Source organism: Acetoanaerobium noterae (genome assembly GCF_900168025.1).
Classification (GTDB): domain Bacteria; phylum Bacillota; class Clostridia; order Peptostreptococcales; family Filifactoraceae; genus Acetoanaerobium; species Acetoanaerobium noterae.
Window position 1 is genome coordinate 58,024 of record NZ_FUYN01000005.1, and the last position, 16,156, is coordinate 74,179.

At 31.0% G+C, this 16,156-nt stretch carries 18 protein-coding genes and 1 tRNA gene; all 19 read left to right on the forward strand.

The window, feature by feature from the left end; translation table 11 throughout:
* Window positions 1-4: 4 nt before the first annotated feature.
* The 19 genes from selA to argR all read left to right on the forward strand — a co-directional run bounded on the left by selA (window position 5) and on the right by argR (window position 16,148).
* On the forward strand, window positions 5-1,423 hold the full coding sequence (selA, locus tag B5X47_RS09975) for an L-seryl-tRNA(Sec) selenium transferase (RefSeq protein WP_079590010.1): 1,419 nt from the start codon (window positions 5-7) through the stop codon (window positions 1,421-1,423).
* Window positions 1,424-1,434: 11 nt separating this feature from the next.
* Window positions 1,435-3,318: a selenocysteine-specific translation elongation factor gene (selB, locus tag B5X47_RS09980; protein ID WP_079590011.1), complete on the forward strand. Its 1,884-nt coding sequence runs from the start codon at window positions 1,435-1,437 to the stop codon at window positions 3,316-3,318.
* 11 nt (window positions 3,319-3,329) lie between these two features.
* On the forward strand, window positions 3,330-4,016 hold the full coding sequence (locus B5X47_RS09985; RefSeq protein WP_079590012.1) for a response regulator transcription factor: 687 nt from the start codon (window positions 3,330-3,332) through the stop codon (window positions 4,014-4,016).
* A gap of 175 nt (window positions 4,017-4,191) precedes the next feature.
* The gene (locus tag B5X47_RS09990; RefSeq protein ID WP_159446457.1) at window positions 4,192-5,013 is read left to right on the forward strand and encodes a sensor histidine kinase; all 822 of its coding nucleotides are present in this window, start codon (window positions 4,192-4,194) and stop codon (window positions 5,011-5,013) included.
* A gap of 59 nt (window positions 5,014-5,072) precedes the next feature.
* Window positions 5,073-5,169, forward strand: a tRNA-Sec gene (locus tag B5X47_RS09995).
* A gap of 57 nt (window positions 5,170-5,226) precedes the next feature.
* Window positions 5,227-6,426, forward strand: coding sequence for an acetate/propionate family kinase (locus B5X47_RS10000; RefSeq protein ID WP_079590015.1), 1,200 nt, complete (start codon window positions 5,227-5,229; stop codon window positions 6,424-6,426).
* A 118-nt stretch (window positions 6,427-6,544) separates the two neighbouring features.
* Window positions 6,545-7,048, forward strand: coding sequence for a YceD family protein (locus tag B5X47_RS10005; RefSeq protein WP_159446458.1), 504 nt, complete (start codon window positions 6,545-6,547; stop codon window positions 7,046-7,048).
* A gap of 17 nt (window positions 7,049-7,065) precedes the next feature.
* On the forward strand, window positions 7,066-7,242 hold the full coding sequence (gene rpmF / locus B5X47_RS10010) for a 50S ribosomal protein L32 (protein WP_013361565.1): 177 nt from the start codon (window positions 7,066-7,068) through the stop codon (window positions 7,240-7,242).
* Between the two features lie 142 nt (window positions 7,243-7,384).
* Window positions 7,385-8,395 carry a phosphate acyltransferase PlsX gene (gene plsX / locus B5X47_RS10015; RefSeq protein ID WP_079590018.1) on the forward strand — a complete coding sequence of 337 codons (1,011 nt, stop codon included), beginning with the start codon at window positions 7,385-7,387 and terminating at the stop codon, window positions 8,393-8,395.
* A gap of 45 nt (window positions 8,396-8,440) precedes the next feature.
* Window positions 8,441-8,806, forward strand: a complete 366-nt coding sequence (locus tag B5X47_RS10020; RefSeq protein ID WP_079590019.1) for an Asp23/Gls24 family envelope stress response protein — start codon at window positions 8,441-8,443, stop codon at window positions 8,804-8,806.
* A gap of 50 nt (window positions 8,807-8,856) precedes the next feature.
* Window positions 8,857-9,258: a transcription antitermination factor NusB gene (gene nusB / locus B5X47_RS10025; protein WP_079590020.1), complete on the forward strand. Its 402-nt coding sequence runs from the start codon at window positions 8,857-8,859 to the stop codon at window positions 9,256-9,258.
* Entirely contained in the window at window positions 9,248-10,216 is a 969-nt protein-coding gene (locus B5X47_RS10030) for a tRNA (adenosine(37)-N6)-threonylcarbamoyltransferase complex transferase subunit TsaD (RefSeq protein ID WP_159446459.1), read from the forward strand. The genes nusB and B5X47_RS10030 overlap by 11 nt, the downstream gene beginning before the upstream one ends.
* Entirely contained in the window at window positions 10,206-11,417 is a 1,212-nt protein-coding gene (gene xseA, locus B5X47_RS10035; RefSeq protein WP_079590022.1) for an exodeoxyribonuclease VII large subunit, read from the forward strand. Before B5X47_RS10030 ends, xseA begins: the two co-directional genes overlap by 11 nt.
* Window positions 11,404-11,613, forward strand: a complete 210-nt coding sequence (gene xseB / locus B5X47_RS10040) for an exodeoxyribonuclease VII small subunit (RefSeq protein WP_013361559.1) — start codon at window positions 11,404-11,406, stop codon at window positions 11,611-11,613. The genes xseA and xseB overlap by 14 nt, the downstream gene beginning before the upstream one ends.
* A gap of 3 nt (window positions 11,614-11,616) precedes the next feature.
* Complete coding sequence (locus tag B5X47_RS10045; protein WP_079590024.1) at window positions 11,617-12,504, forward strand: polyprenyl synthetase family protein; 888 nt, start codon at window positions 11,617-11,619, stop codon at window positions 12,502-12,504.
* Between the two features lie 10 nt (window positions 12,505-12,514).
* On the forward strand, window positions 12,515-12,964 hold the full coding sequence (locus B5X47_RS10050) for a divergent PAP2 family protein (RefSeq protein WP_013361557.1): 450 nt from the start codon (window positions 12,515-12,517) through the stop codon (window positions 12,962-12,964).
* A gap of 28 nt (window positions 12,965-12,992) precedes the next feature.
* Window positions 12,993-14,876: a 1-deoxy-D-xylulose-5-phosphate synthase gene (gene dxs / locus B5X47_RS10055; protein WP_079590025.1), complete on the forward strand. Its 1,884-nt coding sequence runs from the start codon at window positions 12,993-12,995 to the stop codon at window positions 14,874-14,876.
* Window positions 14,873-15,673 (forward strand): TlyA family RNA methyltransferase, encoded by an 801-nt coding sequence (locus B5X47_RS10060; RefSeq protein ID WP_079590026.1) that lies wholly within the window; start codon window positions 14,873-14,875, stop codon window positions 15,671-15,673. The genes dxs and B5X47_RS10060 overlap by 4 nt, the downstream gene beginning before the upstream one ends.
* Window positions 15,674-15,701: 28 nt before the next feature.
* Complete coding sequence (gene argR, locus B5X47_RS10065) at window positions 15,702-16,148, forward strand: arginine repressor (RefSeq protein ID WP_079590027.1); 447 nt, start codon at window positions 15,702-15,704, stop codon at window positions 16,146-16,148.
* The last annotated feature ends 8 nt before the right edge of the window (window positions 16,149-16,156 follow it).

Below are 16,156 nucleotides of genomic sequence, written 5' to 3' on the forward strand. Positions count from 1 at the left end.
AACAATGAATAAAAGCATAGATAAAAATATTCTTATGAGAAATTTACCCTCCATTGATAAATTGCTTCAAAGCTCAATTGCTGTAGATAGCATAAATATAAATGGACACAATCAAACAGCTATATTGATAAGGAACACTTTATCCGCACTAAGAGATGACGTACTTAATGATAGAATAAAAACGGTGGAAGAGCTTGAACTTGAAAAAATATTATTAAGATTTGAACAACAGTTAAAGCAATATGAAAATAAAAAATTACAAAAAACAATTAATGCAACTGGTGTAATACTGCATACGAACTTAGGAAGAGCTCCTTTGTCAAGATACGTTACTAGAGCAGCTCTAGAGACTATTGAAAACTATTCCAATCTAGAATTTGATATTGAGACAGGTAAAAGGGGATCTAGACATGACTATCTAAGAGATATATTATGTAGGCTTACAGGAGCAGAAGATGCAGTTGTTGTTAATAATAATGCTGCTGCTGTTTTGCTTATACTATCAACCTTTGCTAAAAATAAAGAAGTGATTGTTTCAAGAGGAGAGCTTGTTGAAATTGGAGGGTCATTTAGAGTTCCTTCTGTTATGGAGCAAAGTGGAAGTAAACTAGTTGAAGTAGGAACAACCAATAAAACTCATGCTTATGATTATGAAAATGCGATAACTGATGACACTGCACTACTTATGAAGATACATACAAGCAATTTTAAAATAATGGGCTTCACCCAAAGTTTAGAAATCAAACAGATTAAAGAAATAGGTGAGAAATATAATATACCTGTTGTGGAGGATATTGGCAGCGGAGTTTTGATTGATTTAAGAAAATTGAATATGCCTTATGAGCCAACAGTTCAAGATTCTATTAATCAGGGAGCAGATATAGTTTCATTTAGTGGAGATAAGCTACTTGGAGGTCCTCAAGCTGGAATTATTGTAGGGAAGAGAGAATATATTCAAAAGATTAAGAAAAACCAACTTTTAAGAGCGCTTAGAATTGATAAAGTTATGATATCTCTTCTTTACCATACCTTATTAGAATATGATAAGTTTGAACTGCCATACAATTCTATCCCTATACTTGATATGATGTCTAAACCGATAGATGAATTAAAACTAAAAGCCCAAGGACTGTATAATGTTTTATTAGAAGATATTAATTTTAATGGTATAGCAGAAGTAACGATTAATGAAACCAAGGCTCAGGTAGGAGGAGGCTCACTTCCAAATGAATATATAGATAGCTATGCTGTATGCTTGAAGCCATTAAAAATAAGTGTAGCAAAGCTAGAAGAGGATTTGAGAAAAGGGAAATATCATATCATATCTAGAATCCAAAATGATATGCTGATATTAGATGTAAGAACATTATTTGAAGATGATTTTGAAAAAATATCAGCTGCCCTAAAGCAAATATTGTTATAAGAGGTATAAAAATGAATAATATAATAATTGGAACAGCGGGACATATAGACCATGGAAAAACAACTTTAATAAAAGCTTTGACTGGAGTAGATACCGATAGACTCAAAGAAGAAAAAAAGCGAGGGATTTCTATAGACCTAGGTTTTACAAGCTTTAAAATTAATCCTAATAAAACTGCTGGAATAATTGATGTACCAGGTCATGAAAAATTTTTAAAAAATATGTTAGCTGGGGTTGCAGGCATGGATATCATCCTGCTTGTAGTATCTGCTGAAGAAGGTGTTATGCCTCAAACTAAGGAACACCTAGATATATTAAATTTGATTGGAATAAAAAAAGGAATAATAGTATTAACTAAAGCTGACAAAGTAGATGATGAATTTTTAGAAATGGTAAAAGAGGATTTAAGGGCTCATGTAAAATCATCATTTTTAGAAGATGCGGAAATAATTCCAGTTGATTCTATATCGAAAAGAGGAATTGATTTATTAATTAGCAAAATAGATAAGCTAACTGAAGAATTTGAGCCTAAAAATTTGAATGTTGCACCTAGATTGTTTGTAGATAGAATTTTTTCTATTAAAGGTTTTGGAAGTGTAGTAACAGGGACTTTAATTGAAGGTATTTTAAGAGTTGATGATTTGGTATATCTTTATCCTAAAAAAATTGAAAGTAGAGTAAGAGGTTTGCAAGTGCATTCTCAAAAAACAGATATTGCTTATGCTGGACAAAGAGTAGCAGTGAATCTAAGTAATATTTCTTTAGACGATGTACAAAGAGGAGATATTTTATCTTCTAATCCAAATCTTTCTGTTTCAATGATGCTAGATGCAAAACTTACTATGCTAAATGATATATCAAAGGATTTAGAACATTGGGACAGAGTCAGAGTTTATCATGGAGCTAGAGAAATTCTAGCTAGAGTTGTTCCTTTAGAATCTGATATACTTGCAAAAGGAAAATCGGGGTATGTTCAATTAAGGTTAGAAGAGGAAGTCTCTTGTAAGGAAAAGGACCATATAATATTAAGATTCTATTCTCCTCTTGAAACTATTGGAGGAGGCATAATTTTAGATTCTGATCCTGAGAAGCACACTATTAATACTTTGAATATAGTTGAAAAACTCAGCTTGAAGGAAAAAGGGACACTTTCAGATAGAATATTACAATTAATTCAAAGTAAAACAGTATTAGTTAATAAGGAAATATTAATTAAAGAGTTAGGAGACGAAGCATCCAAGATAGCAAATGAAATTGATTTGATGCTTGAAAATGAAGAGCTCATAGAAGTTGCTGGTCTTCTTATAGATACAAAAGGCTTAGATAATATAGTTGGCCAAATTCAAAAACAACTTAAGTATTATCACAGCAAATTCCCATTTAGAGCTGGAGCTAGTAAAGAAGAGTTAAGAACTAAAATAACATTTAAATTAAAGCCTAAAGAATTCGATGCTCTAATGAACTTTCTGGAGAGCAAAAGTATAGTTAGTATGAATGATCAATATGTTTCAAGTTACGGCTTTGAAGTTTGCTTTGATGATAAAGCGCTTGCATTAAAAAATGAAATTGAGAGCTACTATATTAATAATAAAACACCTTTGCAAACAGATAAGATTATTGGCAATAGTTTAGAAAGTCTTGAAATGATTCATTACCTTATTGGTAGATCACTAGTTAAACTAAGTGATGATTTGTTTTATGACAAGCTACTTATTGAAGAATATCAGAGTATAGTTAAAAAATATTTAGATAAAAATGGAGAAGTAAGTATAAAGAATTTAAAAGATGAGACAGAATTAAGCAGGAAATATTTAATAGCGATAATGGAATATTTTGATAGAATAAAATTCACAAAGCGAAGCGGTGAAGTTAGAATATCATATGATAGAAACTAAGAGGTGAGTTCATGGCAAATATCCTTGTCGTTGACGATGAGCCTTTGATAGTAAAAGGGCTGAAGTTTTCACTTGAACAAGAAGGTCATATAATTGATACATCATTTGATGGAAATGATGCGCTTGAAAATATTAAATCAAAGGATTACGACATTATACTTTTGGATTTGATGCTACCAATTATAGATGGATTTGAAGTATGCAAAAAAGTCAGAGAAACCTCTGATGTTCCAATCATAATTTTAAGCGCTAAAGGAGAAGACATTAGCAAAATCAAAGGTCTAGAAATAGGTGCAGACGACTATATAACAAAACCATTTAACATAATGGAGTTAAAGGCTAGAGTTAATGCAATACTGAGGAGAATGGAAAAATCGAAAAAAATAGTTGCTCAAAAACATTTAGGGGATATTACTATAAACTATTTAGACAGAAAAGTAACTAGAAACTCTGAGGAAATAAATTTGACCTCGAAGGAATTTGATTTGTTGTTTTTATTAATGGATAATCCTAATAAGGTTTTTTCGAGAGAGGCATTGCTCGAGAAGGTATGGAAGTATGAACATTTTGGGGATTTGAGAACAGTTGATGTGCATATTAGAAAATTAAGAGAAAAAATAGAAGATAACTCCTCGAATCCCGTTCATATTATGACAAAATGGGGTGAAGGATATTATTTCCAATTTAAAAAAGAATAGCATAATCATCAATATAGTACTATCTTATATATTAACTTTGTATTTATTGTATACATTTACTAGCCAAAAGCAGTTGATGTATTCAGCGATAATTTTTATAGTTATACTGTTTCTTTCGCTCACTTCATACAATTATTTTATTAATAGGATATATTTAAATGATTTGCTAAGTGTAATGTCAAATATTGCAAATGGAAGATATGAAAAAAAATCTTTGGATGAAAACAAGCATACAGAAATGGATACTCAGCTTAACATGATATCAGCAAGAGTTGAAACCTTGGAAAAGCAGAAAGATTCCTTTATTTATGATATATCTCACGAACTTAGAACGCCACTTAGCACTATAAAGATATTATCTCAGAGCATACAATACTCTCAAAATGATGAAGTGGATATTTATAAGGAATTTTTTTCGGATATCGTAAACGAAATTGATAGGATGGATAATATAATAACTGATATGATGCAGTCTGTTGATTTAGATCCTAACAGCTATATAGTTAAACTAAGGCTCTCATATCTCAATTATTTATGTGAAAGCATAGTTAAACGATTACAGCCTATAGCATTTAAAAAAAATATAACGATAGAGTTTGTAGCTCTTTCTAATTTGCAGATTTATATTGACCCAACGAAAATAGATAGAGCAGTTTCCAATATAATTGAGAATGCTATTAAGTATAGTGAGAACGATTCCAAGATAGAAGTAACCTTATATCAAGAAAGAAACAGAGCATGTATAAGCGTTAGAGATGAAGGAATTGGAATATCTCAAAGTGAAATAAATAGGATTTTTGAGAGATTTTATAGAGTAAAAAAAGATAGAAGTAGAACTACTGGAGGAAGTGGTCTAGGCTTATATATTACTAAAAAAATTATTGATATGCATCAGGGTGAAATCGACATAAAAAGTATAGAAAATATAGGCAGTATATTTACTATAAAGCTTCCAATGAATCTATATTCTCAAACTATTTTTAATAAAAATAGCTAAAATTAAAATTTTCTATTTAAATTTGATAAAAATATGATATAATTCAATAGTGTTTGAATGGGAGTAGATGGGTGCTGGTGTGTCCTCTGGTCTTCAAAACCAGTTTGAGGGGTTAGGAGCCTCTTAGGTAGGTTCGATTCCTACATACTCCCGCCAAAAAATATTGATGAATAATTATGTTATAATATAATAAAAAAAATAGGGGGAAGAAGCATGAATGTACTTGTTATTAACTGCGGTAGTTCTTCATTAAAGTATCAATTTATTGATATGACATCTGAAGAAGTATTAGCAAAAGGGCTAGTTGAAAGAATTGGTATTGAAGGATCTATATTAAAGCACCAAACTACAGGAAAAGACAAAGTATCAATTGAACAACCTATGCATGACCATAAGATTGCCTTACAATTAGTTTTAGAAGCACTTATGAATTCAGAACACGGCGCAATCAAAGATTTAAAAGAAATATCAGCAGTTGGACACAGAGTTGTTCACGGCGGAGAAGCTTTCTCACATTCAGCTCTAATTGATGAGCATGTTAAAAAAGCAATTGAAGATTGTATTGAATTAGCACCACTACATAACCCACCGAATTTAATCGGTATAAATGCTTGTCAAGAAATTCTTCCTAATGTACCTATGGTTGCAGTTTTTGATACAGCTTTCCACCAAACTATGCCAAAGTCTTCATATCTATATGGATTACCATATGAGTATTATGAAAAATATAAAGTTAGAAGATACGGTTTCCACGGAACATCTCATAAATATGTAGCTCAAAAGACTGCAGAAATCTTAAATAAGAAACTTGAAGATATCAATATAATTACTTGCCACCTAGGAAATGGAGCAAGTGTTACAGCAGTTGAAAAAGGCCACTCAGTAGATACTTCTATGGGCTTTACACCGCTTGAAGGACTTATCATGGGTACTAGATGTGGAGATATTGACCCGGCGATGGTTACTTTCCTGATGGAAAAAGAAAATTTAAGCACAGCACAAATCAATGATGTAATGAATAAAAAATCTGGTGTTTTAGGAATTTCAAAAGTAAGCTCTGATTTTAGAGATGTTGAAACAGAAGCAGAAAAGGGAAATGAAAATGCTAAAATAGCACTAGAAACTTATTATAAAAAAGTTAAAAAATATATTGGAGCTTATATGGCAGAAATGGGAAGTGTTGATGCTATAGTTTTCACTGCAGGATTAGGAGAAAATTCATCTTCTGCTAGATTAGCGATTTGTGGTGGAATGGAAGGCATTGGTATAGAAATAGATGCTAAAGAAAACGATATGCGTGGAGAAGAAAAAGTAGTTTCTAAGCCTTCATCAAAAATATCTGTTTTAGTAGTTCCTACAAATGAAGAATTAATGATAGCTAGAGACACTTTAGAAATAGTAAAATCAATCTAATATGATTTTAATTTTGAAGCAGGGGGCTTTTGTCACCTGCTTCTATCAAGTAATTTTACTTGACAAATTTGCAATGAATTTGTATAATAAGCCTTGTTGATTATTGAGGTGAATGGTTATGATATCAATAAAAGATTTTAGAATGAGTTCTCAAAGAAATAAAGAAATAGATACTACACTTCCAATCTTAAAAAGAGATTTGGGATATATCGATTTTCAATTTTCAGAGTTTCCTCATATAGTTGGAAAAATATATAAAGATTCTTCTGAAGTTTATGCTGATTTTAATATCAGTGTATTTATAAAAGAGAATTGTTCTAGATGTTTAAAAGACATGATAGTTCACCACTCTGTTTCTATCAGTGGAGTACTTTCCAACGATGAAATTATGCAAGAAGATGAAGATGTAATTTTAACGCAAGAAGATATGCTTGATTTGGAACATATTTTAGATATGGCTCTAATAGATTACGCTCCTTCTAAGTTGTTATGTAAATCTGACTGCAAAGGCCTTTGCAAGAATTGTGGAGCGGATCTAAATACCACGACTTGCAGTTGTAACATTATGGATGAGAATATAGATCCGAGAATGCAAATACTAAAGGATCTTTTAAAAAAATAATGAAGGAGGTGCACTAAATGGCAGTACCAAAGAGAAAAACGGCTAAGTCAGCTACTCGTTCAAGAAGAGCAGCAAATATGCAGATAACAGCAAATGGTCTAGTTGAATGTCCTCAGTGTCATGAACCAAAATTATCTCATAGAGTATGTCCGGAATGTGGACATTACAAAGGAAAAGAAGTAGTAGCTAAATAAAAGAGGCATGTAGAAAACTACATGCTTTTTTTTTACCATAATAGATTGCATTGCTTGATATAAAAGGATCTTATTTTTCTCTTAAAAGTAGATTATATTCTAAAAGGGAAAATTATTTTGCATAAAAAGGAGTGATAATGGTATGAAAATTGCGTTGGATGTCATGGGTGGAGATAATGCTCCAAAATCAAATATTGATGGTGCGATAGAAGCGATTAAAGAGCTTAATGTTGAGATAATTTTACTTGGAGATTCAGCTCAAATTCTGGAAATTATGCCTAAGGATGAAGCTTTAAGCTCAAAAATGACTGTAGTTCATTGTGATGAAACTATCACCTTTGATGAAAAACCTGTAAAAGCAGTTAGAACGAAAAAAAAATCATCCATTGTAGTTGGACTTAATATGCTTAAAAATAATGAAGTAGATGCTTTTGTTTCAGCAGGCAGTACTGGAGCAATATTAGCTGGAGGGTTGTTTGTAGTTGGGAGAATAAAAGGTATTGATAGACCAGCACTAACAGGAGTTTTTCCAAACGAAAATGGCGGAAGCTTGATTATGGACGTAGGAGCAAATGCAGATTGTAAACCTAAAAATTTAGATGAATTTGCAATGATGGGTTCTATTTATGCTCAAAATATACTCGGAAGAAAAAATCCTAAGGTAGCATTAGTAAACATAGGCTCAGAAGAAGGAAAAGGCAACGAACTATATAAAACTGCTTTTGAATTAATGAAAGCAAACGCCGATTATAATTTTGTTGGTAACATTGAAGCTAGAGAAATACCAACTTCTAATGTAGATGTCATTGTTTGTGATGGATTTACAGGTAATATAATTATAAAACTGACTGAAGGAATTGCATCAAGATTCTTTGACATGTTAAAAAAAGTTATGTTTGAAAATATTAAAACAAAGTTTGCAGCTTTGATGCTAAAAAAATCCTTGTATAATATGAAGAAAGAGTTAGATGCGGATGAACAAGGCGGTGTTCCGCTTTTAGGAATAGATGGAATAATAATAAAAGCTCATGGAAGTTCAAAAGCTAAGGCTATAAAGAATGCTATTAAGCAAGCAGTAAAATTTCATGAGAGTAATTCTTTGACTACTATAAAAGATTATGCAAAAAAACACGTAAACAATGATATAATTTAAAATATAGATAATGTATTTTTAAGAACATTTTTGGAGGTATAAAATATGAATAGTAAAAATATTGGTCAAGTAAAAATATCTGAAGATGTTATATCAATAATAGCAAGTTTAGCTGCAACAGAAGTTGAGGGCGTAGCGCAAATGAGTGGGAGCATCACTGGAAATATTAGCGAAATTTTAGGCAAAAAAAATCATTCAAAAGGTGTAAAAGTCCAAGTGGCTGAAGATAAAGCAGAGATAGATGTATTTGTACACGTTGAATACGGAAGTGTGATACCAGAAATTGCAAAAAAAATTCAGGACAATGTAAAGACAACAGTTGAAACTATGACTGGACTAGAAGTAACATTGGTAAATGTGTATATACAAGGGGTTACAACTAAGCATGAAAAAAATATAGAAACAAAATAAACAACCCTCTATATTGAGGGTATTTTCTATTTGATAATATAGGAGGAAAAATGAAAAGAAAAGAGCTTAGGGAAGCGGCTGTAAAGCTGTTTTATGAAATGGATATTCAAAAGACTTTTGAACATAAGTTTTATAAAAATTTTTTGGCAGAAAATGAATTAATTGCTTTAAAGGATAACTACCTGAAGGAAGTGTTTGATAGCTTCTTATTAAATAGAGATAATATTGATGATATAATTCAGAAATCTAGCACTTCATGGGATATCAAGAGAATTGCTAAAGTGGATTTAAGCATTTTAAGAGTTGCAATCACGGAAATTTTATATCTTAGTGATATACCAGATAAGGTTTCCATTAATGAAGCAATAGATTTAGCAAAGAAATACGGAGATGAAAATTCATATAAATTTGTCAATGGACTTTTGGGGAAAATTGTCAAAAATGAAAACTAAAGTTTATTTAGGTTTGGATACAAGTTGTTATAGCACCTCAATTGCTGCAGTTGATATGAATAAAAATATAATTTTTAATAAAACTATTTTGCTTGATGTTAAAGCTGGGGAAAAAGGGCTTAGACAATCTGATGCTATATTTAAGCATATAAAAAATTTTACAACTATTGTAGATAAACAAAATATAGAAATTTTGGCTGTATGCGCATCTCAAAAGCCTAGAGATTTAGAAGGCTCCTATATGCCTGTTTTTATGGTTAGTGATTCCATAGGCCTTCTAATTGCCAATTTGGTAGGAGCGAAATATATTCCTTACTCTCATCAAGAAAATCATATTTCTGCGGTTTACAATCATTTGAATTTAAATCAAGATAATTTTTTTGGAGTTCACTTATCGGGTGGAACTACCGAGATACTTAAATGCAGTAAACATGATTATAAATACTCCACGGATATTATTTCTGCTACAATGGACATAAGCGCTGGGCAGCTTCTTGATAGACTTGCCGTTTCTATGGGATATTCATTTCCAGGTGGTAAATATATAGATGACTTAGCCTCGAAGGTGTCAAATGTAAAAGAGCTATCTGAGATAAAAAAGAGAATTAATTTAAATATAAGTCTTAAAGAATATGGATTTCATTTTTCAGGGATAGAAACTAAATTAAAAAAATATATTGATATCTATAGTAAAGAAGTAATTTCTAAGCTAGCAATAGATATAATAGGAGAAACTTTAGTTCAAGGCATAAAAAAAATGAATTGTTACATAGACAGTAGCATTATTTTTTTTGGTGGTGTAGCATCTAGTAAAGTTTTAAGAGAATATATTTTAAACAATGATACTTTCATTAACACAACTATTCATTTTGCTCCTAGTTATATCTCAAGTGATAATGCATTAGGTTGCGCCTTTGCAGCGAATGAATATATGAAAGGAAATTACAATGAAAATTAAAACTTTGTCAGTTACTGAATTAAACAATTATATATCTAAAATAATAAATTCTAATCCTCTCCTGCATAATTTTTCAGTATCTGGAGAGGTATTTAATTTAAAACAGACACAATATGGATATATATTTTTTTCTTTGAAGGACGAAAATTCAAAAATTAATTGCATTTATTTTTCTGAAAATAAAGTTACAATTTCAGATGGAGATAAATTAGTGGTTGAGGGAAAGTTAAATATTTATGAAAAAAATGGAACATACTCAATAATTGTGAAGAAATTTAATTCGATTGGATTAGGAGATTCTTATCTGGAATTTGAGAAAATAAAAAAAGCGTTAGAGGAAAAAGGCTATTTTGATAAATCAAATAAAAAGCCACTTCCCAAACATCCTCAAAAAATAGGTATAGTAACTTCTATTTCAGGAGCAGCAATAAAAGATATTATTAAATTGGCACAAAAGAGATATCCAATAATTGAAATAGTAATACATAATGCAAAAATGCAAGGACAAGAAGCTGTAATAAATATAGTTGAAGGTATAAATATGTTAAATAATATAGAAGATATTGAGTTGATCATTTTGACGCGAGGCGGAGGGTCTTATGATGAATTGAGTATCTTTAATAATGAAATGATAGCAAAAAGTATTTTTGAATCAAAAAAGCCAATTATTTCTGCAATTGGACACGAAATAGATTTTGTAATCTCAGATTTTGTAGCTGATGCTAGAGCATCAACACCATCTTCAGCAATAGAGAACTTTCTACCGGATATAAATCATATTGAAACCTATATAATGCAATTAAAGGAAAAGATAGACTACTCTCTAAACAGAAAGCTTGAGTTTCATAAAATTAATTTAGGGAATATTGTTTCTATTCTTGAAAAATCAAATTTTAGTTATAAACTTGCCAATAATAGGAAAGATTTATTTAATATGAAAATTAGACTAGATTATTCAATATATAAATTGGTTAATAAAGAAAAAAATTCAATTGAAAAATTTGGAGACAAGCTGAGTAGTTTAAATCCTATAGAAATAATAAACAAAGGCTATGCTATTATCGATAAGGATAAAGCTATAATAACTACTATTAATCAGATTTCAGCTGATGATATTGTAAATATAAAACTTAGCGATGGAATAGCTACAGCAAAAATCATATCAGTAAGAAATGAGGATAGAAAAAATGAAAAAAAATAAGGACTCCTTAGAAAGTTTAATGAAACAGTTGGAAACTATAACCAAGGAATTAGAAAGTAACTCCCTCAATCTTGAAGAAAGTCTAAAAAAATATGAAGAAGGTATTCGAATATATAAGCAATGTCATGATATAATAAATAGTGCAGAGTTAAAAATTAAAGTACTTAATGACGATAATTGTGATGGAGGCATCTAAGACATGAATTTCAAGGAATTAATGGAATTTGATAAGCAAATTGTAGAAAAGTATATGGATGAACTTTTATCTATAAATGTTATTTACGAAAAAAAATTAATTGAATCAATGAAATATAGTGTACAAGCAGGTGGAAAAAGGTTAAGACCAATTCTATTTTTGGAAACTATAAAATTATTAAATAAAAATCCTTTTGATTTTATAGAAATAGCATGTGCTATAGAGATGATTCACACCTACTCCTTGATTCACGATGATTTGCCAGCCATGGATAATGATTCGCTCCGAAGAGGAAAGCCGACGAATCATGTGGTATTTGGCGAAGCTACTGCCATATTAGCTGGAGATGGGCTTTTAAATTTAGCTCATGAAATTATGATAGCTTTTGTATCAAAAAAATTGACTAAGAATAATATAAATGGGATAAATATAATTTCAAAAGCTGCAGGGATTAATGGAATGATTGCAGGTCAAGCGGTTGATATAGAGTCTGAAGGAAAAAGTATTGATATTGACACAATGAAATTTATACACAGCAATAAAACAGGTGCTTTAATTGAAGCCTCAATTGTTGCAGCAGCCGTCATGTCAGACGCAGATGATACAAGGATAGCTGCTCTAAAGACTTATGCGAAATATATTGGCTTAGCATTTCAAATTACTGATGACATACTTGATATAGAAGGAAATGAAGCCGAATTAGGGAAAAAAATTGGCAGTGATGAGCTAAATGATAAAGCAACCTATCCTAAATATTTTGGATTAGAGAAATCGAAGGAATATGCTAAAAATACTATAACAAATGCTATTGAAAGCTTAAATGTATTTGAACCTAGAGAAAAAGCATTTTTCGTAGAATTAGCGGATTATATAATTTGTAGAAAAAAATAGGAGGTAAATCTTGAATTTTTTTAATGGAATAATTCATAATCAAGTTTTTATAGCTTGTTTTTTAGCTTGGTTTATAGCTCAATTGATTAAGGTTGTACTCACCTATTTTTTTGAAAACAGATTCGATGCTTCTAGATTTGTTGGGTCAGGAGGTATGCCTAGTTCTCATACTTCATTTGTTACTAGCTTAGCAACTGCAGTAGGTTTAGTTTCTGGATACGAATCTTCTGAGTTTGCACTTTCGCTAGTCCTTGCACTTGTAGTAATGTATGATGCTGCGGGAGTAAGACGATCAGTAGGAAAACAAGCTCAAATACTAAATGCAATTATTGATGATTTTCAAAAACATAGAAAAGATCCTCTAAATGAAGAAAGATTGAAAGAACTGATTGGACATACACCGATAGAAGTCTTTGCAGGGGCTATTTTAGGGATTTTGATTGCACATTTAGTAGTTTAATTTAAAAGTTATGAAAGAGAGAGTAACTATGTATAAATATCTTGATAATATAAATAAACCTAGTGATTTAAAGAGATTATCTTTAATTGAAATGGATGAGCTAGCAAAAGAAATACGCAAATTTTTGATAAAATCTGTTTCAAAAACAGGTGGACATTTAGCATCTAACTTAGGTGTAGTTGAACTAACGCTTGCTCTTCACAGTGTATATGATACAACTAAAGATAAGATAGTATTTGATGTAGGGCACCAATCATATGTCCATAAGCTACTTACTGGTAGAAAAGAAAAATTCTCAACCTTAAGGCAATATGAGGGTCTAAGTGGATTTCCTAAAAGAAAAGAAAGTGTACACGATTGTTTTGAAACTGGCCACAGTTCTACCTCTATTTCAGCTGGACTTGGAATTGCACTAGGAAGAGATTTTTGTAAAGATAAATTTAAAGTAGTTTCAGTAATAGGGGATGGAGCGCTAACAGGCGGGCTAGCTTTAGAGGGGCTAAACCATCTTGGCAGTACAAATACTGATATGTTAGTTATTTTAAATGATAATGATATGTCTATATGTGAGAATGTTGGAGGATTATCAAATTCTCTTTACAATATAAGAATGACAAAAGCTTATAGAAAATTCTCTAAAAACATGATTAATTTTATTAGCTCTGTACCTGTTGTTGGAGTAAAGGCTACAAATGCTGCAGTGAGGATTAAAGATAGCTTGAAGCATATGGTAATGCCAGGAGCTTTCTTTGAGGAAATGGGTATAAAATATTTTGGTCCAGTAGATGGACATGATTATAAATCAATTGTACATGCTTTGAAGGAGTTAAATAATATAGAAGGACCTAAAATTCTTCATGTTTTAACTACGAAAGGAAAAGGGTATAAATATGCACAAGATAATCCAAGTGACTATCATGGTGTAAGCAAATTTGATATAGCAAAGGGAGTAATCTCAAGTTCTCAGCTTACATATTCAAGTGTAGCAGGAAATACACTAAATAGTATTTTTGAAAGAGATTCAAAAAGCGTTGCTATTACAGCGGCTATGATTAGTGGGACTGGACTTGATATATTATTTGAAAAACATTCTAAACGAGTGATTGATGTAGGGATTGCTGAAGAGCATGCTGTGACTTTGGCTGCTGGACTAGCAACCTCTGGGATAAAGCCATATTTTGTAGTTTATTCGACATTTTTGCAAAGGGCCTATGATCAAATTTTACACGATGTGGCTTTGCAAGATTTGCCTGTTACATTATTGATTGATAGAGCAGGATTAGTGGGAGAAGATGGAGAAACTCATCATGGGGTTTTTGATATTGGTTTTCTTTCGACTATACCTAATCTCACAATTATGTCGCCTCGAGATTTAGTAGAGCTTCAAGATATGATAGAGTTTTCGCATTCATATAATCATCCTCTTGCTATAAGATATCCAAGAGGCAAAGCTGTGAATCTGAGTAGCCATGTTAGAGATTCAAGATTAATGAAGTGGGAATGGATTTATGAAGAACCCAAAATAGCAATTGTGGCTATTGGTAAAATGGTAGAAACTGCTATAAAAATAAGAGAAAGCATGGCTTTATTAGGAATTAAAATTGCTGTAGTAAATGCTAGATGCATAAAGCCGATGGATGATTTAAGTATTCAAAAATTATCAGAAACGATGGACTATATATTTTCACTTGAAGATCATGTTTATTCAGGTGGTTTTAGCTCAAAGTTAAAACAAAAGCTTTTCGATAGTGGATATATAGGAAAATTTAAGTCTTTTTCATTACCAGATGAGTTTATTGAACATGGGAACACTGAAATATTGCTATCAAAATATGGATTAGACAATAATACTATACACAAAAATATAATTGAGTGCATAAGATATAATGAAGGTTATGAGGAAATTTCATGAAAAAAAGATTAGATATATTATTAGTTGAAAAAAATATATGTTTGACTAGAGAAAAAGCAAAGCGAAATATAATGGCTGGAAATGTATATGTAAATAATTTAGTTTGTGATAAGGCTGGAACTTTAATAGATGAAGATGCAAATATAAATCTAAAATCTGAAGCATTGAAGTATGTAAGCAGAGGTGGATTAAAGCTTGAAAAAGCTATTGCTGATTTTGACATCGACTTAAAAAACAAGGTGTGCATAGATATAGGTGCTTCAACTGGAGGATTTACGGATTGTATGCTTCAAAATGGAGCGCAAAAAGTTTATTCGATTGATGTAGGCTATGGTCAGCTGGATTGGAAGCTTAGAAACGACTCTAGAGTAGTTTGTATGGAAAGGACCAATTTCAGATATATAGACACAAATTTATTTGAAAATGAAAATGTTAATTTTGCAAGTATAGATGTATCTTTTATTTCGTTAAAAATAATTCTACCTGTATTAGTGAAGATAATATCAAAAGAACAATTTGATATTATAGCTTTAATAAAACCCCAGTTTGAAGCAGGAAGAGAAGAGGTTAAAAAAAATGGAGTAGTAAAAGAAGCTTCAGTCCATAAAAGAGTCATACAAGAAATATTGATGTTCGCTCAAGGGATAGGGCTTGAAGCGCAAAATCTAGCTTATTCACCTATTACTGGACCTAAAGGAAATATTGAGTTTTTAGTACATTTTAATGCTAATTGTGAAAATAATAAGGATATTGATATTGATGATGTAGTAGGTATGGCGCATAACCAATTACTATAATTACAATAAAAATAAAGGGGGGAGCAATTTGAAACAACAAAGACATGCAAAAATACTTGAGATTATTGAAAATAATGAAATTGACACTCAAGATGAACTAGTTTTTGAATTAGGAAAAGCAGGTATTCAAGTTACCCAAGCTACTATATCAAGGGACATCAAAGAACTAAAACTTGTTAAGGTTCTAGGAGGAAATGGAGAATACAAATATGCATCACTAAGAGAATCGGATAAAAACTCATTTGATAAGTTAGTTAGATTTGTTAAAGAAGTATTATTATCTATTGACTACTCAGAAAATATAATTTGCCTAAAAACTGTTGATGGAGCGGGGAATTTAGTTGCTAAAGTAATTGATTCGCTAGAAGAAAAAGAAATTTTAGGGACAATAGGTGGAACAGATACAGTGTTTGTATTAATGAAAAATAGAGAAGATATTCCAGGCTTTGTTGAAAGATTTGGAAAACTTCTTTAATTAGGAGA